The organism is Ruegeria sp. SAZA006, from assembly GCF_059613465.1.
In genome coordinates this window covers 112,700-131,603 of record NZ_JBXWSO010000014.1, presented here as the reverse complement: position 1 = coordinate 131,603, position 18,904 = coordinate 112,700, and the positions used below count along the sequence as shown (strand labels likewise).

15 protein-coding genes are annotated in these 18,904 nt (G+C 63.5%); 13 read left to right on the top strand and 2 right to left on the bottom strand.

The window, feature by feature from the left end; all coding sequences use genetic code 11:
* The first annotated feature begins 147 nt into the window (after positions 1 to 147).
* Complete coding sequence (locus tag AC2FNZ_RS12715; RefSeq protein WP_496840867.1) at positions 148 to 2,550, top strand: ATP-dependent helicase; 2,403 nt, start codon at positions 148 to 150, stop codon at positions 2,548 to 2,550.
* A gap of 514 nt (positions 2,551 to 3,064) precedes the next feature.
* Here the strand turns inward: AC2FNZ_RS12715 and AC2FNZ_RS12710 are convergent.
* Positions 3,065 to 3,289: a DUF1127 domain-containing protein gene (locus AC2FNZ_RS12710; protein WP_093964832.1), complete on the bottom strand. Its 225-nt coding sequence runs from the start codon at positions 3,287 to 3,289 to the stop codon at positions 3,065 to 3,067.
* Positions 3,290 to 4,206: 917 nt separating this feature from the next.
* Between AC2FNZ_RS12710 and mraZ the strand changes: the two genes are divergently transcribed.
* The 9 genes from mraZ to AC2FNZ_RS12665 all read left to right on the top strand — a co-directional run bounded on the left by mraZ (position 4,207) and on the right by AC2FNZ_RS12665 (position 13,900).
* Positions 4,207 to 4,710 carry a division/cell wall cluster transcriptional repressor MraZ gene (gene mraZ / locus AC2FNZ_RS12705; protein ID WP_093965061.1) on the top strand — a complete coding sequence of 168 codons (504 nt, stop codon included), beginning with the start codon at positions 4,207 to 4,209 and terminating at the stop codon, positions 4,708 to 4,710.
* A 4-nt stretch (positions 4,711 to 4,714) separates the two neighbouring features.
* The gene (rsmH, locus tag AC2FNZ_RS12700) at positions 4,715 to 5,710 is read left to right on the top strand and encodes a 16S rRNA (cytosine(1402)-N(4))-methyltransferase RsmH (RefSeq protein WP_496841127.1); all 996 of its coding nucleotides are present in this window, start codon (positions 4,715 to 4,717) and stop codon (positions 5,708 to 5,710) included.
* A complete protein-coding gene (gene ftsL / locus AC2FNZ_RS12695) occupies positions 5,707 to 6,075 on the top strand; it encodes a cell division protein FtsL (RefSeq protein WP_093964833.1) in 369 nt (122 codons plus the stop codon). Before rsmH ends, ftsL begins: the two co-directional genes overlap by 4 nt.
* Positions 6,072 to 7,859: a peptidoglycan D,D-transpeptidase FtsI family protein gene (locus tag AC2FNZ_RS12690; RefSeq protein WP_170368138.1), complete on the top strand. Its 1,788-nt coding sequence runs from the start codon at positions 6,072 to 6,074 to the stop codon at positions 7,857 to 7,859. Before ftsL ends, AC2FNZ_RS12690 begins: the two co-directional genes overlap by 4 nt.
* A gap of 21 nt (positions 7,860 to 7,880) precedes the next feature.
* A complete protein-coding gene (locus tag AC2FNZ_RS12685; protein ID WP_496840866.1) occupies positions 7,881 to 9,362 on the top strand; it encodes a UDP-N-acetylmuramoyl-L-alanyl-D-glutamate--2,6-diaminopimelate ligase in 1,482 nt (493 codons plus the stop codon).
* A complete protein-coding gene (locus AC2FNZ_RS12680; RefSeq protein ID WP_093964836.1) occupies positions 9,359 to 10,753 on the top strand; it encodes a UDP-N-acetylmuramoyl-tripeptide--D-alanyl-D-alanine ligase in 1,395 nt (464 codons plus the stop codon). Before AC2FNZ_RS12685 ends, AC2FNZ_RS12680 begins: the two co-directional genes overlap by 4 nt.
* Positions 10,754 to 10,787: 34 nt before the next feature.
* Positions 10,788 to 11,870, top strand: coding sequence for a phospho-N-acetylmuramoyl-pentapeptide-transferase (gene mraY, locus AC2FNZ_RS12675; RefSeq protein WP_093964837.1), 1,083 nt, complete (start codon positions 10,788 to 10,790; stop codon positions 11,868 to 11,870).
* Positions 11,871 to 12,020: 150 nt separating this feature from the next.
* Entirely contained in the window at positions 12,021 to 13,415 is a 1,395-nt protein-coding gene (murD, locus tag AC2FNZ_RS12670; protein WP_496840865.1) for a UDP-N-acetylmuramoyl-L-alanine--D-glutamate ligase, read from the top strand.
* Positions 13,416 to 13,525: 110 nt separating this feature from the next.
* Positions 13,526 to 13,900 (top strand): glycine zipper family protein, encoded by a 375-nt coding sequence (locus AC2FNZ_RS12665; protein ID WP_093964839.1) that lies wholly within the window; start codon positions 13,526 to 13,528, stop codon positions 13,898 to 13,900.
* On the opposite strand, the gene AC2FNZ_RS12660 is transcribed toward AC2FNZ_RS12665, so the two are convergent.
* Positions 13,897 to 15,078: a BaiN/RdsA family NAD(P)/FAD-dependent oxidoreductase gene (locus tag AC2FNZ_RS12660; RefSeq protein WP_496840864.1), complete on the bottom strand. Its 1,182-nt coding sequence runs from the start codon at positions 15,076 to 15,078 to the stop codon at positions 13,897 to 13,899. The genes AC2FNZ_RS12665 and AC2FNZ_RS12660 overlap by 4 nt on opposite strands.
* Before the next feature lie 129 nt (positions 15,079 to 15,207).
* Between AC2FNZ_RS12660 and ftsW the strand changes: the two genes are divergently transcribed.
* The 3 genes from ftsW to murC are packed head-to-tail and all read left to right on the top strand — an operon-like array spanning position 15,208 to position 18,874.
* The gene (ftsW, locus tag AC2FNZ_RS12655; RefSeq protein ID WP_093964841.1) at positions 15,208 to 16,371 is read left to right on the top strand and encodes a putative lipid II flippase FtsW; all 1,164 of its coding nucleotides are present in this window, start codon (positions 15,208 to 15,210) and stop codon (positions 16,369 to 16,371) included.
* Entirely contained in the window at positions 16,371 to 17,468 is a 1,098-nt protein-coding gene (locus AC2FNZ_RS12650) for a UDP-N-acetylglucosamine--N-acetylmuramyl-(pentapeptide) pyrophosphoryl-undecaprenol N-acetylglucosamine transferase (RefSeq protein WP_093964842.1), read from the top strand. The genes ftsW and AC2FNZ_RS12650 overlap by 1 nt, the downstream gene beginning before the upstream one ends.
* Positions 17,465 to 18,874, top strand: a complete 1,410-nt coding sequence (gene murC, locus AC2FNZ_RS12645) for a UDP-N-acetylmuramate--L-alanine ligase (RefSeq protein ID WP_480632762.1) — start codon at positions 17,465 to 17,467, stop codon at positions 18,872 to 18,874. Before AC2FNZ_RS12650 ends, murC begins: the two co-directional genes overlap by 4 nt.
* Positions 18,875 to 18,904 lie beyond the last annotated feature (30 nt).

The window sequence follows — 18,904 nt, the reverse complement described above, 5'->3', positions numbered from 1 at the left end:
CCTGAGGCCCGATTCGGCAAGGGTTTCAGTCGGATGCAGCCCGCGCCTGACGGCTCAACCAGCGCTACGAAAGAAATTCGCAAAACCGTGCGAACAAGCCGTGAACAAACCCTTTCCCTCGGCGCGCTTCCGGCTTAGTTTGGGCGCATGAGCAGTTTCGATGAAAATGACGCCTTCGAAGGCGCCTCGCTGTCGGCCCGCGCCATGGCCGCGCTTCGGCCCGAGGCGGACTACTTGAATGAACTGAACCCGGCCCAGCGGGAAGCGGTCGAGTTGTTGGATGGCCCGATCCTGATGCTGGCCGGGGCGGGCACCGGCAAGACCAAGGCCCTGACCACCCGCATCGCGCATCTGCTGAACACCGGCCGGGCCCGCCCGAACGAGATCCTCGCCGTGACCTTCACCAACAAGGCCGCGCGCGAGATGAAGGAACGGGTCGGCCGCCTGCTGGGTCAGCCCGCCGAGGGGATGCCGTGGCTGGGCACCTTTCACTCGATCTGCGTCAAGCTGCTGCGCCGCCATGCGGAACTGGTGGGGCTGAAATCGAACTTCACCATTTTGGATACCGACGACCAGCTGCGCCTGCTCAAGCAACTGGTGCAGGCCTCCAATATCGACGACAAGCGCTGGCCCGCGCGGATGCTGGCCGGCATCATCGACGACTGGAAGAACCGCGCCCTGACGCCCGACAAGGTGCCCGCCGCCGATGCCGGGGCGTACAACAACAAGGGCGTCGAGCTTTACGCTCAATACCAGACCCGCCTGCGCGAGCTGAACGCGGTGGATTTCGGCGACCTGCTGTTGCACATGGTCACCATCTTCCAGACCCACCCGGACGTGCTGGAACAATACCAGCGCTGGTTCCGCTACATCCTCGTGGACGAATACCAGGACACCAACATCGCCCAGTATCTGTGGCTGCGGTTGCTGGCGGGCGGGCACAAGAATATCTGCTGCGTGGGCGACGACGACCAGTCGATCTATGGCTGGCGCGGGGCTGAGGTGGGCAACATCCTGCGTTTTGAGAAAGACTTTCCCGGCGCCCATGTGGTGCGACTGGAACAGAACTACCGCTCGACCCCGCATATCCTCGCCGCCGCCTCGAACGTCATTCGCGGCAACGAAAGCCGTCTGGGCAAGGAGTTGTGGACCGAAAAGCCCGAAGGCGAAAAGGTCCGCCTGATCGGCCATTGGGATGGCGAGGAAGAGGCCCGCTGGATCGGCGAAGAGATCGACGCCATGCAGGGTGGCACCCGCGGCGTGCGGCCGATGAACCTGGACGACATCGCCATCCTCGTGCGCGCCAGCCACCAGATGCGCGCCTTCGAGGACCGGTTCCTGACCATCGGTCTGCCCTACAAGGTGATCGGAGGCCCGCGATTCTACGAGCGGATGGAGATCCGCGATGCCATGGCCTATTTCCGGCTGGTGGTCAGCCCCGAGGATGATCTGGCCTTCGAGCGGATCGTGAACACCCCCAAGCGCGGCCTTGGCGACAAGGCGCAGCAGACGATCCAGCGCGCCGCGCGTGAACATGGCGTGTCGCTGGTTCAGGGCGCGCGGATCGCGGTGGAACAAGGGCTGATCAAGGGCAAGGGTGGTGCGGCCCTGCGCGACCTGGTCGAGGGGCTGGCCCGCTGGAACGCGATGACCCGCGGTCCGCGCATCGAGATCGAGGATGATGCGGTCATCGACGACGGCACCGCGCCCATCCGATACGGCCCGCCCGAGGTGTCGCATATCGAACTGGCGCAGATCGTGCTGGACGAATCCGGCTACACCTCCCACTGGCAGAACGACAAAACGCCCGAGGCGCCGGGGCGGCTGGAAAACCTCAAGGAACTGGTCAACCAGCTGGACAACTTCGAGAACCTGCAAGGATTCCTGGAGCATGTCAGCCTGGTGATGGACAATGAACAGGACAGCGGCGGGCCCAAGGTCTCGATCATGACCCTGCACGCGGCCAAAGGGCTGGAGTTCCCGGCCGTGTTCCTGCCGGGCTGGGAGGACGGGCTGTTCCCCTCGCAACGGTCGATGGACGAATCCGGCCTCAAGGGGCTCGAGGAGGAACGGCGGCTCGCCTATGTGGGAATCACCCGCGCCGAAGAGGTCTGCACCATTTCCTTCGCCGCCAACCGGCGGGTGTTCGGGCAGTGGCAGAACGCGATGCCTTCGCGTTTCATCGACGAATTGCCCGAGGACCATGTCGAGGTGCTGACGCCTCCGGGACTGTATGGTGGCGGGCAGATGTCGGCAGGTATCGAGACCCGCGCGGCGCAGGCCAATGTCTACAACTCGCCCGGCTGGAAACGGATGCAGTCGCGGCAGGGGCAATACGGCATGTCACAGCCGCGCGAATCCCGCAACACCGTGATCGACGCGACCGCCGTGGCCAGCTTCACGCTGGGCGAGCGAGTGTTCCACCAGAAGTTCGGCTATGGCGGCGTGGTCGGGATCGAAGGGGACAAGGTCGAGGTCGAGTTCGACAAGGCCGGGACAAAGAAGGTCGTCGCGCAGTATCTATCCGCAAAAGACGACGTGCCGTTCTAATCCTGTTGAATGTGCCTGCCGGCACATGCTCGATTTGTTGATTGGCGCCCGGTCCTGCCCGTGGTGCCTTTTTCATGCCCGAAAGAAATAAAACGGCGGTTCCCAGGGAGGAGGAGGGAACCGCCGTTCTTGTCAACATCAGAGCAGGGAGGAGGAGAGCCCCGATGTATCCGAACCCGGGTTTTCCCCGGTATCTGAAGCGCGCGGTGACACCAGGGAGGAGGAAGGGTGCCACCGCGCTCTTTTCACATCGGGAAGGGAGGAGGAGAACCCGATGTATGCGTTTCCGGGTCTGGCCCGGTATTCGAAGGGCGCGGTGGCATCAGGGAGGAGGAAGATGCCACCGCGCGCTTTCAACATCAGAGCAGGGAGGAGGAGAGCCCCGATGTATCAGCATCCGGCAGGTTGAGGCCGGTATAGGGTGCGGCAGCATCAGGGAGGAGGAGAGATGCTGCCGCTGAAATACAGGTCCTATGGGAGGAGGAGTGGACCTGATCTCGATGTTTCGTGGCGCTCAGCGCGCGAATTGTTCTTCGGCGGCCTGCATGGCCAGGCGACGGATCATCGAACGGTGAAGGCCCAGATCGGCCAGCTCACGGTCCGACAGTTCCGACAGTTCGTTCACCGTCTGGCGGTACACGCGATAGCGTGCGATACGGGTCTTCATGGTTTCGATCAGAGAGGCGAAACCAAATGTCGATGCGCTCTTGTGTGCGCTGTTGGTGCTTGCGACTGCCATGTTCGTTACCCAATCATCTGTCGTTTCCGCCGCGATGTTCCGGCGCTTGCTTGAGACTGAAGATAGGCAAATGCTGCGATTGCACAATACCGGACAGGATCAATGCTGCTATGCAGCAAGTGCATAGATTGACTGCCGGAATCCAGACACCCGAAAATATGCCTTTAAAATATGGATATTTTCGTTAGCGCGAACTGCGGGGCATTGCTCGGGTCTGGCTGCCGCCCATCATTTTGATGAAAATTTGCGCGCGTAAACGTGGAATTTGTGCGGTTCAGGACTGCGCGATTTTTGTGCGTCTGGGTCAACTACCAATTTGGGTGGGGTCATGGGACTTTGTGGGACTGGCGGGAATTGGTGGGAAATCCGGGGCGGTCTCTCCGGGGCTCGGCCAGGATCGCAGGGTGATTCGGCGCCATATGGCCGAATTAGTGAGGGTATTGGACGGACTCAGGGTCGTTCCACAGAAAATGTGGGAAATCGTGGGAAAAATTTTCTAGCACGATATTTGTCTATATGTTGTGTGGGATTGGTTTCATGCGTCTAACTGTGGACAGATTTCATGTTTGCGTATGAATTTCTACTGCTGTAGTTTTCCGAATCTAACCTTCTTGGAAAAAAATCTCATTGATTTCCATGAATTCCCATGGCATCCCTTATTCATCCGATGAGGACGAGGCACATGGGGCGCCAAACGACCCCGAACCAAAAATAAACAGGTTTCATACAGGCATCTCGCTTTCATCACTCAAGAGATCCGGCGCGCGGGCGAGCAGACATCCCCCCAGGTGGCGCGCGCAGCTGGACATCCCGCGAAGCGGGTCAATGCGGCGGGTTGATCAGTGGCAGCAGATCAACCCGCCGTTTTTCATCCGGGGGAAGACGTAGGTGGGGCGCAAGCGAAAGGGACAGTCGTCTTGGCGCGCAGGTTTAGAGGTGAAAGCCACCACAAGGTGGACGCGAAGGGCAGGGTGTCGATCCCGGCCTCGTTTCGCCGTGTGCTCGAGGCCTCGGACCCCAACTGGCAGCCTGGCGACAATCCTGAACTGGTAATCGTCTACGGTGACCACCGCCGCAAATACCTTGAATGCTATACTATGGAGGCGATCGACGAGGTCGACGCCAAGATCGACGCGCTGCCGCGCGGCTCGATGCAGCGCAAGATGTTGCAGCGCCTGTTCCACGGGCAGTCTTTCCCGACCAACGTCGATGAAACCGGACGCCTGGTGTTGCCGGCCAAGCTGCGCAACAAGATCGGGCTGGAAGGCGAGGCGTTCTTTATCGCTGCGGGTGACACGTTTCAGATCTGGAAGCCCGAGACATACGAGGCCGAGGAACTGGCCGCCACCGAAGACTGGCTGGACGAACTGCCCGAGGATTTCGATCCGATGCAGTTCCTTGACGGCATCGAAGGTGCGTGACGGCATGGCCGGCGCGGATCACACTTCATCTGATAAACTCCACATTCCCGTTCTGCTGCGCCCGTTGCTGGACGCGGTTCATCCGGTATCTGGCACGTGGCTGGATGGCACCTTTGGTGCAGGCGGCTATACCCGGGGTTTGCTTGAGGCTGGCGCCGACATGGTTATCGGTGTCGATCGCGATCCGTTGGCCTTTGAAATGGCGGCGGAGTGGGCAGCCGTATATGGCGATCGGCTGGTGATGCAGCCGGGTGTCTTTTCTCGCATGGATGAATACGCCAGCAACCTCGATGGCGTGGTGCTGGACCTTGGTGTCTCGTCCATGCAGCTGGATCAGGCCGAGCGCGGCTTTTCCTTCATGAAGGACGGCCCACTGGACATGCGCATGAGCCAGGAGGGCGAAAGCGCAGCTGATCTGGTCAACACCGCGACCGAGGAACAATTGGCCGACATCCTGTTCCACTATGGCGAAGAGCGGGCCAGCCGCCGCATCGCGCGCGCCATCGTCAAGGCCCGCACCGAGTCGCCCATCACCACCACCCTGCGTCTGGCCGAGATCGTCGAATCCTGCCTGCCGCGCGCCAAGCCCGGACAATCCCATCCGGCCACTCGGTCGTTCCAGGCGCTGCGCATTGCGGTGAATGCCGAATACGAGGAGCTGTTCCAGGGCCTGATGGCCGCCGAGCGCGCGTTGAAGCCGGGCGGGCAACTGGCCGTGGTCACCTTCCACTCGGTCGAGGACCGGATGGTCAAGCGCTTTTTCCAATCGCGCGCGGGCAAGACCGGACGCGCCAATCGCTATGCGCCCGAAATCCAGCAGGATCAGCCGCAATTCACATTGAAGACCCGCAAGGCCATCGGCCCCGACCCGCAGGAGTTGCAGGACAACCCGCGCGCGCGCTCGGCCAAGTTGCGGGTTGCTGTTCGTACCGATGCTCCGGCGGGGGAAATTGATGCCCGCGCCATCGGCATGCCCATGATCGGGGGAAAGGCAAGATGAAGAGTATTCTGTTTGTATTGACCGCCTTGGGTGTTTTCGGGCTGGCCTTGTGGGCCTATCAGGAAAACTACCGCACCCAACAGGTACTGAAGGAAACCCAGTCCCTGCAGCACCAGATCGGCGCGGCGCAGGCCCGGCTGGCTGTGTTGCAGGCCGAATGGGCCTATCTGAACCGCCCGGACCGACTGCGTGAATTGGCTGACCTGAATTTCGAGCGTCTGGGCCTGCTGCCGCTTCGTGCCGAGCAGTTTGGGCGCGCGGACCAGATCGCCTATGCGGAGGATCCCGACCTGCCCATCGCCGACCCGATCGAATTGCAGGCCATCACCGACACCCAGGCCCTGGGCGAGGTGCAGATCCCATGACCCGAACACCGCTCCGCCCGCTTGCCCGCATCCTCGAGGCCCGCGCCCGCGGGGAAAACCCCAAGGTGATCGAACGCGAGAATATCCGCCGCCGCCACGAAGAGATGAAGGACCGCGCCCGCGCTCGCGCCGAGGGGCGGTTGCTGGTGCTCAGCGCGTTTTTCTTTGCGGCTTTTGCCGTTGTCGGGTTCCGGATGGGCGCTTTGGCTACTTCGGAGGCGCAAGAGCCGCTGGCGAGCGCCCCGGGCGCGTCGATTGCCATGCAGCGGGCGAATATCGTGGACCGCGAAGGCCGAATCCTTGCGACCAACCTCGATACCTATTCCGTTTATGCCCAGCCCCCGCTGATGATCGATCCGATCGCGGCCGCGGAAAAGCTGGTGGCGATCTTCCCGGATCTGGACAAAGAGCGGTTGGTCAAGGACTTCACCGGCAAGCGCAAATTCCTGTGGATCAAGAAACGCATCTCGCCCGAGCAGAAACAGGCGGTGCACGACATCGGCGATCCGGGCATCCTGTTCGGTCCGCGCGAAATGCGGCTTTATCCCAACGGCCGGCTGGCCGCGCATATCCTTGGCGGGTCAGGCTTTGGGCGCGAAGGCGTCTCGGCTGCCGAGGTGATCGGTGTGGCCGGGGTGGAAAAACAGTTCGATGACTATCTGCGCGACCCGGCCAACGGAACCAAGCCGCTGCAGCTGTCGCTTGACCTGACCGTTCAGGCAGCGGTCGAGCAGGTTCTGGACGGCGGCATGAAGATAATGAACGCCAAAGGCGCCTCGGCGGTTCTGATGAACGCCCATACCGGCGAAGTGATTGCTGCCGCCTCGTTGCCCTCGTTCGATCCGAACGACCGTCCGCGCCCGCCGACCTCGGGGTTCGACCCTTCGGACAGCCCGCTATTCAACCGCTATGTGCAGGGCGTGTACGAATTGGGGTCGGTCTTCAAGATCTTCACCGCCGCGCAAGCGGTCGATCTGGGGCTGGTCAATGCCGACACGATCATCGACACCTCGGGCCCGATGAAGATCGGGCGTTTCCCGATCGGCGAATTCAACGGCAAGAATTACGGCAAGATCAGCGTGGCCGATGTGATTGTGCACAGCTCGAACCGCGGCACGGGGCGGTTGGCGCTGCAGATCGGCGCCGAGCGCCAGCAGCAGTTCCTGAACGCGCTGGGCATGTTCGACCCCACCCCGTTCGAGATCGTCGAGGCCAAGGGCGGGGTGCCGCTCAAGCCCAAGAAGTGGGGCGAATTGAGCACCGTCACCATTTCCTACGGCCACGGCCTGTCGACCAGCCCGATGCATCTGGCGGCGGGCTATGCGGCCATCGCCAATGGCGGGCATTATGTCAGCCCCACGATCTTGCGCCGCAACGGCCCGCAATACGGGCCGCGCGTGATGTCGGAAAGCGCGGCCAAACAATCGTTGATGATGCTGCGCAAGGTGGTGACGGATGGAACCGCCAGCTTTGGTGACGTTCCGGGCTATGCTGTGGCCGGCAAAACTGGCACCGCCGACAAGCCCAAGCCGCGCGGCGGCTACTATGATGACAAGGTGATCGCCACCTTCGCTTCGGTTTTTCCGGCCTACGATCCGAAATATGTACTGATCGTTGCGCTGGACGAACCGTCGATCCTGGCCTACGGCGAAAAGCGCCGCACGGCAGGCTGGACGGCGGTGCCCGTGGCGGCCGAGTTGATCGGCCGCATCGCGCCGCTGCTGGGGCTGCGTCCGCGGCTTGAGCCTGAGGATCGCGCTGCTATAACGCTGACCTCCAATTAGGCAGTCCGACAGAGGTGGGTCATGGGCGCAAGGTCAAAGAAACTCAGCCAGCTGGCCCTGACCGCGCGGGGCGGTGCCGACCCGGAGATTACGGGGCTGGCCGTTGACAGCCGCCAGGTCAAGGACGGCTTTCTGTTCGCGGCGCTGCCGGGGACGCGCGTGCATGGCGGCGAATTCATCCAATATGCCCTGCGCATGGGGGCCGCCGCCATTCTGACCGATGCCGAAGGCGCACGGATCGCCGCTGATGAACTGGCTGCCTCGGACGCCGCCCTGGTGGTGGTGCAGGACCCGCGCCAGACGCTGGCATATACCGCCGCATTGTGGTTCGGGGCGCAGCCGCGCACCATGGTGGCGGTCACCGGCACCAACGGCAAGACCTCGATTTCGACCTTCGTGCGCCAGATCTGGACGGAACTGGGCCACATGGCCGTCAATCTCGGCACCACAGGGGTCGAGGGCGCGTGGACGGCACCGCTGGCCCACACGACGCCCGAACCCATCACCCTGCATCGCTGTCTGGCTGAGGCCGCCGAGGCCGGCGTGACCCACGCCGCGATGGAGGCCTCGTCGCATGGTCTGGAACAGCGCCGGCTGGACGGCGTGCACCTGACGGCGGCGGGGTTTTCGAATTTCACCCAGGATCATCTGGACTATCACGCGACGTTCGAGGCGTATTTCGCCGCCAAGGCCGGCCTGTTCGACCGGGCTCTGCCGCAGGACGGAACGGCGGTCATCAACATGGATGATCCGAAAGGCGCCGCGATCCGTGATATCGCGCAGGCGCGCGGTCAGACAGTATTGACCGTGGGCAGCGGGGACGCTGATCTTTGCCTGTTGAACCAACGGTTTGACGCCACCGGGCAGGATTTGCGCTTTGCCTGGCGCGGCAAGGCCTTCCAGACCCGGCTGAACCTGATCGGCGGGTTTCAGGCGGAAAACGTTCTGCTGGCCTGCGGATTGGTCATCGCCAGCGGAGACGAGGCTGAACATGTCTTCGACACCCTGCCGCATCTGACCACGGTGCGGGGGCGGATGCAGTTGGCGGCGACCCGCAGCAACGGGGCTGCGGTATTCGTCGACTACGCGCACACGCCCGACGCCGTGGCCACCGCCTTGCAGGCGCTGCGTCCGCATGTGATGGGTCGGTTGATCGCCATCGTCGGCGCGGGCGGCGACCGCGACGCGACCAAGCGCCCGCTGATGGGCCGCGCCGCGGCCGAGAACGCCGATATCGTCTTTGTCACCGACGACAACCCACGCTCGGAAGACCCCGCAGCCATCCGCGCCGCGGTGATGGCCGGGGCCCCCGACGCAACCCAGGTTGCCGACCGGGCAGAGGCCATCCTGCGCGGCATCGATGCATTGCAGCCGGGCGATGCGCTGCTGATCGCGGGCAAGGGGCACGAGACCGGGCAGATCGTGGGTGACCAGGTTCTGCCCTTCGATGATGTGGAACAGGCCAGCATCGCCGTGGCCGCACTGGACGGGAGGGTCGCATGACACTCTGGAACGCATCCGAGGCCGCCGCCGCGACGGGCGGACAGGCCACGACCGACTGGCAGGCGAGCGGCGTGTCGATCGACACGCGCACGCTGCAACCGGGCGACCTGTTCGTGGCGTTGAAAGCGGCGCGCGACGGGCATGATTTCGTGGCGCAGGCGCTGGAAAAAGGGGCTTCCGCCGCGCTGGTGACGCACGTCCCGGACGGCGTGGCCGCCGATGCGCCATTGTTGATCGTCGACGACGTGCAGACCGCGCTCGAGGCGTTGGGCCGCGCCGCCCGTGATCGGTGCAAGGCCCTCGTGGTTGGGGTGACGGGCAGTGTCGGCAAGACCTCGACCAAGGAGATGCTGGCGACCATCCTGTCGGATCAGGGCCGCACCCATGCCAGCGTTGCCAGCTACAACAACCATTGGGGCGTGCCGCTGACTCTGGCCCGGATGCCGCGCGACACCGAATATGCGGTGATCGAGATCGGCATGAACCACCCCGGCGAAATTGCACCTCTGGCGCGGCAGGCTCGCCCGCATGTGGCGCTGGTTACCACCGTCGCCGCGGTTCACCTCGAGGCGTTCGAGTCAGTTGCCGGCATAGCCCACGAAAAGGCCGCCATCTTTGATGGGCTGCAGGCCGGCGGCACTGCCATCGTGAACGCCGACCTGGATCACACCGACATCCTGCGCACCTGTGCCGCCCGGCATGGCGCTGTGATCGTGGATTTCGGCCGCACCGCATCGGATTATCGGCTGATCGGCGTGACCCAGTCGCCCACTGACATCCACGTGACCGCCGAGGCGATGGGCCAGCCTTTCGCCTTCGATGTGCAGTCTGCGGGGACGCATTTTGCCATGAACGGCTTGGGCGCGCTGGCTGCCTGCGTCGCGCTGGGTGTCGATCTGGACGCGGCCATTGCCGGCCTGGCCAAATGGGCGCCGGTCACGGGGCGGGGCGTGCGCGAGGTGCTGACATTGCCGGACAACGGGCAGATCGAACTGCTGGATGACAGCTACAACGCCAACCCGACCTCGATGGCGGCGGCGCTGGATGTGCTGGCGGCAGCGCAGGGCGAAAGGCGCATCGCCTTTCTGGGCGACATGAAGGAGCTGGGTCCAAAAGAGCGCGCCATGCACGCAGGGCTGGCCGATGTGCCGGCCATGACCCAGATCGACAAGGTGCACTGCATTGGACCGTTGATGCGGGCGCTGCACGAGGCCCTGCCCGAGGACAAGCGCGGGCTGTGGTCTGAGACCAGCGCCGAAATGGTTCAAGAGCTGCCGCAGCTGGTTCGGGCGGGCGATGCCGTGTTGGCCAAAGGCTCTCTCAGCATGGCGCTGGCACGGATTGTTGACGGTTTGCGGAAAATGGGGCAAGTGGGCGCGCTTGATGCATGACCACCCATGACCGCGGTGTGAGAAAGGTTTTGTAATGCTCTATTGGTTGACCAGCCTGTCGGACGGAGGGGATTTCTTCAACCTCTTCCGCTACATAACTTTCCGCGCAGGCGGCGCCTTTCTGACGGCCCTGATCTTTGGCTTCCTGTTCGGCAAGCCGTTGATCAACGTGCTGCGCAGGAAACAGGGCAAAGGTCAGCCAATCCGGGATGACGGCCCCGAGGGGCACTTTACCAAGGCCGGCACACCCACGATGGGGGGGTTGCTGATTGTAGGTGCTCTAGTGACGTCCACGCTGATTTGGGCACGGTGGGACAATCCTTATGTGTGGATGGTTCTGTTTGTCACTCTGGCCTATGCGGCCATCGGATTCGCGGACGACTATGCCAAGGTGTCGAAGCAGAATACCAAGGGCGTTTCGGGCAAAATGCGCCTGGCTTTGGGCATCATAATCGCCGCGCTGGCCGCGCTGTGGGCGACGCTGCACCACCCGGAGATGCTGCAGAACCAGCTGGCCGTGCCGATCTTCAAGGACACGCTGATCAATCTGGGTATCTTCTATATTCCGTTCTCGATCGTGGTGATTGTGGGGGCGGCGAATGCCGTGAACCTGACCGACGGGCTGGACGGGCTGGCCATCATGCCCGCGATGATCGCGGCATCGACTTTGGGCGTGATCGCCTATGCGGTGGGCCGCGTCGACTTTACCGAATATCTGGACGTGCACTACGTGCCCGGCACGGGTGAGATCCTGATCTTCACCGCAGCCCTGTTTGGTGGCGGGCTTGGGTTCCTGTGGTACAACGCCCCGCCCGCCGCGGTGTTCATGGGGGATACCGGGTCTTTGGCCTTGGGCGGTGCGCTGGGCGCCATCGCCGTCGCCACCAAGCACGAGCTGGTTCTGGCCATCGTCGGCGGCCTGTTCGTGGTCGAGGCGTTGAGCGTGATCATCCAGGTGCTGTATTTCAAACGCACAGGGCGGCGGGTCTTCCTGATGGCGCCGATCCATCACCACTATGAGAAGAAGGGGTGGGCCGAACCGACTATCGTGATCCGGTTCTGGATCATCTCGCTGATCCTGGCGATGATTGGCCTTGCAACACTGAAAGTACGGTAAGGCTCCAGCCGGGCGCGGTGGGCCTGCGGCCCGCCTGTGCCCGTTGAGCCCGGCTCGCGCCGAGGGCGCGAGCCTGACGCCGCCCTTGCCAAGGGTCAATTCTTCGGTACAGGGTGGCGGCGCATTGGCAGATGGAAGAAGGTGCGCGACATGATCCCGGTCAAAGGGTTTTCAGGACATAAGGTTGCGGTTCTGGGGCTGGGGCGGTCGGGCCTGGCCACGGCGCGCGCATTGCGGGCTGGCGGGGCCGAGCCGGTGTGTTGGGATGACAACCCCGCCGCGCGCGAAAAGGCCGAGGCCGAGGGGTTCATGTGTCAGGACCTGCGAAGGCAGGGTGCCTTTGACGCGATCGCCACGTTGATCGTGTCGCCTGGCATTCCCCATCTTTATCCCGAACCCAACCCGGTTGTTGCCGCCGCACTGCAGGCTGGCGTACCGGTCGAGAATGACATTGGTCTGTTCTTCCGCTCGTTGGGCGGTGCCGAATGGGACAAGTTTGACGTGCCGCCGCGCGTTGTCGCCGTCACCGGCTCGAACGGGAAATCGACCACGGCCGCGCTGATCCACCACATCCTGACCCAGTCGGGGCGCGAGGCGCAGCTGGCGGGCAATATCGGGCGCGGCGTGCTGGATATCGAGCCCGGCGGCGATGGATCGGTGGTGGTGCTGGAGCTTTCCAGCTATCAGACCGAGCTGGCGCGTGCGCTGACGCCCGACGTGGCGGTGTTCACCAATCTCTCGCCCGACCATCTGGACCGGCATGGGGGCATGGGCGGTTATTTCGCCGCCAAACGCCGCCTGTTCTCCGAAGGCGGTCCCGACCGCGCCGTGATCGGCGTGGACGAGATCGAAGGCGCGTTTTTGGCAGGGCAACTTGCCGAAGGGCCGGGCGACGACCGGGTGATCCGCGTCTCGGTGGCGCGCAAGTTGGCTGGCCCGGGCTGGCAGGTCTTTGCGCGCAAGGGGTTCCTGTCGGAATACCGCAAGGGGCGGCAGGCCGCCTCGATCGACCTGCGCGGCATCAAGGGCTTGCCCGGAACGCACAACCACCAGAACGCGTGTTCGGCCTATGCCGCCTGTCGCGCACTGGGCCTGGCGCCCAAGATGATTGAGGACGCTCTGCACAGCTATCCAGGCTTGCCGCACCGCAGCCAGATCATCGCCGAGGCAAATGGTGTGACATTCGTGAATGACTCCAAAGCCACCAATGTCGACAGCGCGGCCAAGGCGCTGGGCGCGTTCAAAAAGATCCGCTGGATCTGCGGCGGGCTCGAGAAAGAGGGCGGTATCGCCGCGCTGAACGACGCGACCGACGAGGTTCTGTGCGCCTATGTGATCGGGCGCGAGGCGGCCGCGTTCGCCATGCAGTTGTCGGTCGAAACCCGCGTCTGCACCACCATGGCCGAGGCGGTCGAACAGGCCATGCGCGACGCCGCGCCGGGTGAGACCGTGCTGCTGGCGCCCGCGGCGGCCAGTTTCGACCAGTACGACAATTTCGAACAGCGCGGTGACGATTTCGTGGCGCAGGTACAAAAGCGGCTTTGAACTGTGCATTTGCAATGAACCGCCGGTTGGGCCAAATTGAAGTGCTATCAGCTTGACGCACCAGAATTAATGATTTTGTTACCCTAGGAATTCAACACGAGGTTAAGACCATGCTGAACCGCAAGCTTTCAATGATCCTGCCGGCCATCCTGGTGGCAGGGGCCTGCACGAACACAGGCGCGAACTACCAGCCCATTGTGGATGGACCCGTCAGCCCGAATTACAACGCAGACTTGGCGCAGTGTCAGGCCGTGGCGCGGCAGCAGGGCACGATCGACAGCAATACCGCTGGCGCGGCGGCCATTGGCGCGGCGGGTGCAGCGGGCACCAAAGCCATCATCGACGACAGCGCAAGCGATCTGGGCCGTGCGGCCGTAGCTGGCGCACTGGTGGGGGCTGGGGCCAGCGCTCTGCAAAACACCCAGAAGCAGGAAGTCATCGTCCGCAACTGCATGCGCGGCCGCGGCTACAACGTCGTAGGCTAAAGGCGACCGGCGATTGCTTTTCCGGCGGCGTGGCCCGAGGACCACGCCCACTGGAAATTGTACCCGCCCAGCCATCCGGTGACATCCACCGCTTCACCAATCGCATAGAGGCCGGGGACATCCCTGGCCTCCATCGTTTTGGACGACAGGCTGTGCGTATCGATGCCGCCCAAGGTGACCTCGGCGGTGCGATACCCTTCGGTCCCCGAGGGGGTCAGTGCCCAGTCGGACAGCGAATCGGTCAGTGCCTGCAACGCCGCATCCGACTGATCGGCCAGGTTGCCGCGCATCGGGATATGGGTGCTCAGATACTCGACCAGGCGGGCGGGCAGGTGGCGCGCGAGTTCGGTGGTCAGGGCCTTGCGGCCCCCGCTTTGCCGCCGGTCACGCAGCAGGTCGAACAGGGGCAGCTCGGGGATCAGGTTGACCCGGATCGTCTCGCCCTCGCGCCAGTATGAGGACAGTTGCAGCACCGCCGGACCGCTCAGGCCGCGATGGGTGAACAGCAGTGCCTCGTCGAAACTCGTGCGATCGTTCGACAATCGCGTCGGCACGGAAACACCGGACAAGTCTTTGAACCGCCCGTCGGGGAAGGTGAACGGCACCAAAGCGGCACGGGTCTCGGTGACGTGCAATCCGAACTGCGCGGCGATGTCATAGGCCAGCCCGGTCGCACCCATCTTTGGGATGGATTTTCCGCCGGTGGCCAATACCACGTTGGCACAGCTCAGGTCATTTCGCGCACCCTCGCGCTCGACCACCATTTCAAAGCCGGTTTCGGTCTTGCGCAGATCGCGCAGCGACGTGTGCAACCACAGCTCGGCGCCTGCGCGGTCCATCTCGGCCAGCAGCATGGCGATGATCTGCTTCGATGAGCCGTCGCAGAACAGCTGCCCCAGCGTCTTTTCATGCCATGCGATGCCGTGACGGCCCACAAGGTCGATAAAATCCCATTGCGTGTACCGCGCCAGCGCCGATTTGCAGAAATGCGGGTTCTGCGACAGGAAGTTCTGTGGTCCGGCGTAGAGGTTTGTGAAGTTGCACCGCCCTCCGCCCGAGATGCGGATCTTTTCCCCCGGCGCCTTGGCGTGATCGATCACCAGTACACGACCGCCGCAATGGGCGGCGCACATCATGCCGGCGGCTCCGGCGCCCAGTATGATCGTGTCAAATCGCATCCCTCGCCCTTGGCGCGGATTGACGCCAATGACAAGAGGAAGAGGCTGGCCTGAGGGGCATTTTCCCTGTAGACTCTCAAACAGATCCCGAAAACGGGACGGTAACGAGGCAGATAGTGGCGGTATCTCATGACTGAGATGGTGTATGGCGCGGTCCAGGACCAGCGCGGTGAACCGATCCTTCCGAAATGGTGGCGGACGATTGACCGCTGGACGATGTCCTGCGTGCTGATCCTGTTTGCGATCGGGCTTCTGCTGGGGCTGGCCTCGTCGCCGCCGCTGGCGCAGCGCAACGGGTTCGATCCGTTCCACTATGTCGAGCGTCAGGCCCTTTTCGGTGTGTTGGCGCTGATCGCGATGATGCTGACGTCGATGATGTCACCCACCTTGGTGCGTCGGTTGGCGGTGCTGGGATTTCTGGCCTCTTTTGTTGCGCTGGCCTTTCTGCCGGTCTTCGGAACCGATTTCGGCAAAGGTGCGGTGCGCTGGTATTCGCTGGGCTTCGCCTCGCTGCAACCGTCCGAGTTTCTGAAGCCGGGCTTCATTGTCGTGGCCGCGTGGCTGCTGGCCGCAGCGCAGGAGATCAATGGCCCCCCGGGGCGGTTGTGGTCGTTTGCGCTGTGTATGTCGATTGTTGGCATGTTGGTGATGCAGCCTGATTTCGGTCAGGCCTGTCTGATCCTGTTCGGCTGGGGCGTGATGTATTTCGTAGCGGGTGCACCGATGTTCCTGCTGCTGGGAATGGCCGGGGCGGTCGTCTTGGGTGGCATGTTCGCCTACGCCAATTCTGAACACTTCGCCCGGCGCATCGATGGTTTCCTGAATCAAGAGGTCGATCCGACGACCCAGTTGGGCTATGCCACCAACGCAATCCGCGAGGGCGGGCTGTTTGGCGTTGGGGTTGGCGAGGGGCAGGTGAAATGGTCGCTGCCCGATGCACATACCGATTTCATCATCGCCGTCGCGGCCGAAGAATACGGCCTGATCCTGGTGCTGATCATCATCGCGCTTTATTCAATCATCGTGGTGCGGTCCCTGCTGCGACTGATGCGCGAGCGTGACATGTTCACCCGGTTGGCGGGCACGGGACTGGCATGCATGTTCGGTGTTCAGGCGATGATCAACATGGGCGTCGCGGTGCGCCTGCTGCCGGCCAAGGGCATGACGCTGCCCTTCGTCAGCTACGGCGGCTCGTCGTTGATTGCGGGCGGCATCGCGCTGGGCATGCTGCTGGCCTTCACCCGCACCCGCCCGCAGGGCGAGCTGGGCGACATTCTGCGCGGACGGGGCTGATGACGAACCCTTATTTGCTGATCGCGGCTGGCGGAACCGGGGGCCACATGTTCCCCGCCCAGGCGCTGGCTGAGGCCATGCTGAACAAGGGTTGGCGCGTGCGCCTGTCCACCGATGCGCGCGGCGCGCGTTATACCGGCGGTTTCCCGCATTCAACCGAGATCGTCGAGGTGTCCTCGGCCACATTCGCCCGCGGCGGGCTGGCGGCCAAGGCACTGGCCGGTCCCCGGATCGCGGCCGGTGTAGCCGGGATGACGGCCCAGTTGCTACGCGACAGGCCGGACGTGGTGGTTGGGTTCGGCGGCTATCCGTCGATCCCGGCGCTGAGCGCGGCGGTGATGCTGCGTCTGCCCCGCATGATCCACGAACAGAACGGCGTTTTGGGGCGCGTGAACCAGTTGTTTGCCACGCGGGTTGCGCATGTGGCCTGCGGTGTCTGGCCCACCGACCTGCCCGAGGGCGCCCACGGTATCCACACCGGCAACCCCGTCCGGGCTGCCGTTCTGGAACGCGCGGCCGCGCCCTACATCCCGCCCGGAGACTATCCGATGTCGGTGCTGGTGATGGGCGGCAGCCAGGGCGCTCGTATCCTCAGCGATGTAGTCCCCGGCGCCATAGCTGCACTGCCCGAGAGCCTGCGCCAGTATATCCGCGTCTCTCACCAAGCGCGCGAGGAGGACACCGAACGGGTCAGCGCCTTCTACGCCGATCACGGGATTCTGGCCGAGGTCCAGCCCTTTTTCCACGACGTGCCCCGCCGCATGTCCGAGGCGCAGCTGGTCATCAGCCGCTCGGGTGCGTCCAGCGTGGCCGACATCTCGGTGATCGGGCGACCTTCGATCCTGATCCCCTTCGCCGCCGCCGCGGGCGATCACCAGACCGCCAATGCCCGAGGGCTGGTGCAAGCGGGCGGGGCAATCATGATCCCCGAAAATGCGCTTGACGTTCCCGCCCTGACCGAGCAAATCGCACTGGTTCTGACCAACCCCGAAGCCGCACAGAAAATGGCCCATGCTGCCCTGTCGGTCGGGGCGCCCGACGCGACCGAGCGTCTGGTGGCCCTTGTCGAACAGCTGGCGCAGAAGGAGACCCCATGAATCCAGCAACCAAACTGCCGCAGGATGTCGGACCGATCCATTTCGTGGGCATCGGCGGCATCGGGATGTCTGGCATCGCCGAAGTGCTGCTGAACCTTGGGTACCAGGTGCAGGGATCCGATTTGAAAGCTTCGAAGATCACCGACCGTCTGGCTTCGCTGGGGGCTGAGATTTTCGTGGGTCAGCGGGCTGAAAACCTCGACAATGCGGCCGTCGTGGTCGTTTCTACCGCGATCAAGCCGGGAAACCCAGAACTAGACGGCGCGCGCGCGCTGGGCCTGCCGGTGGTGCGCCGTGCCGACATGTTGGCCGAGCTGATGCGGCTGAAATCCAACATTGCCATCGCCGGTACCCACGGCAAGACCACGACCACCACGATGATGGCCGAGTTGATGGTGGCGGGCGATTTCGACCCGACCGTGATCAACGGCGGCGTGATCCATGCCTACGGCTCGAACGCGCGGATGGGGCAGGGCGAATGGATGGTGGTCGAGGCCGACGAGTCCGACGGCTCGTTCAACCGGCTGCCGGCGACCATCGCCATCGTCACCAATATCGACCCCGAGCACATGGAGCATTGGGGTGATTTCGACCGGCTGCGCGCGGGCTTTCATGATTTCGTCTCGAACATCCCGTTCTACGGTCTGGCGGTGTGCTGCACCGACCATGCCGAGGTTCAGGCGTTGGTGGGCCGCATCACCGACCGCCGCGTGCGCACCTATGGGTTCAACGCCCAAGCCGACGTGCGTGCAGTCAACCTGACCTACAAGGGCGGCATCGCGCATTTCGACATCCACTTGCAATACGAGGATACCGTGATCGAGGGTTGCACCCTCCCGATGCCGGGCGATCACAACGTCTCGAACGCGCTGTCGGCCGTGGCCGTGGCACGTCATCTGGGCATGAAAACCGCTGAAATCCGCGACGCGCTGGCCAATTTCGGCGGCGTCAATCGCCGCTTTACCAAGGTGGGCGAGGTGAACGGCGTCACCATCATCGACGATTACGGCCACCACCCGGTGGAAATCGCGGCGGTGCTCAAGGCCGCGCGTCAGGCGACCGAAGGCCGTGTGATCGCCGTGCATCAGCCGCACCGCTATTCGCGTCTGTCCAACCTGTTCGACGATTTCTGCGCCTGTTTCAATGATGCTGATGTCGTGGCCATTGCCGAGGTCTTCTCGGCCGGTGAAGACCCGATCGAAGGCGCCAGCCGCGATGATCTGGTGCAGGGCCTCATCCGCCACGGCCACCGCCACGCGCGCGCGCTGCTGGACGAAGGCGACCTGGAGCGTCTGGTCCGCGAGCAGGCCCGGCCCGGCGACATGGTCGTCTGCCTGGGTGCCGGCACCATCAGTACCTGGGCAAATGCGCTGCCTGACCGGCTGAAGGAAAAACAAGCCGTTTGACGTTAGCAGGCATTTGGGTGCACAACTTGC

What these genes read in the sequence shown, in the direction of transcription:
- murD (WP_496840865.1), top strand. Translation starts at nt 12,021, where the DNA reads ATGATCCCGGTCAAAGGGTTTTCAGGACATAAGGTTGCGGTTCTGGGG.
- ftsW (WP_093964841.1), top strand. Translation starts at nt 15,208, where the DNA reads ATGACTGAGATGGTGTATGGCGCGGTCCAGGACCAGCGCGGTGAACCG.
- AC2FNZ_RS12660 (WP_496840864.1), bottom strand. Translation starts at nt 15,078, where the DNA reads ATGCGATTTGACACGATCATACTGGGCGCCGGAGCCGCCGGCATGATG.
- AC2FNZ_RS12685 (WP_496840866.1), top strand. Translation starts at nt 7,881, where the DNA reads ATGGGCGCAAGGTCAAAGAAACTCAGCCAGCTGGCCCTGACCGCGCGG.
- AC2FNZ_RS12710 (WP_093964832.1), bottom strand. Translation starts at nt 3,289, where the DNA reads ATGGCAGTCGCAAGCACCAACAGCGCACACAAGAGCGCATCGACATTT.
- rsmH (WP_496841127.1), top strand. Translation starts at nt 4,715, where the DNA reads ATGGCCGGCGCGGATCACACTTCATCTGATAAACTCCACATTCCCGTT.
- AC2FNZ_RS12650 (WP_093964842.1), top strand. Translation starts at nt 16,371, where the DNA reads ATGACGAACCCTTATTTGCTGATCGCGGCTGGCGGAACCGGGGGCCAC.
- AC2FNZ_RS12715 (WP_496840867.1), top strand. Translation starts at nt 148, where the DNA reads ATGAGCAGTTTCGATGAAAATGACGCCTTCGAAGGCGCCTCGCTGTCG.
- ftsL (WP_093964833.1), top strand. Translation starts at nt 5,707, where the DNA reads ATGAAGAGTATTCTGTTTGTATTGACCGCCTTGGGTGTTTTCGGGCTG.
- mraY (WP_093964837.1), top strand. Translation starts at nt 10,788, where the DNA reads ATGCTCTATTGGTTGACCAGCCTGTCGGACGGAGGGGATTTCTTCAAC.
- AC2FNZ_RS12665 (WP_093964839.1), top strand. Translation starts at nt 13,526, where the DNA reads ATGCTGAACCGCAAGCTTTCAATGATCCTGCCGGCCATCCTGGTGGCA.
- AC2FNZ_RS12680 (WP_093964836.1), top strand. Translation starts at nt 9,359, where the DNA reads ATGACACTCTGGAACGCATCCGAGGCCGCCGCCGCGACGGGCGGACAG.
- murC (WP_480632762.1), top strand. Translation starts at nt 17,465, where the DNA reads ATGAATCCAGCAACCAAACTGCCGCAGGATGTCGGACCGATCCATTTC.
- AC2FNZ_RS12690 (WP_170368138.1), top strand. Translation starts at nt 6,072, where the DNA reads ATGACCCGAACACCGCTCCGCCCGCTTGCCCGCATCCTCGAGGCCCGC.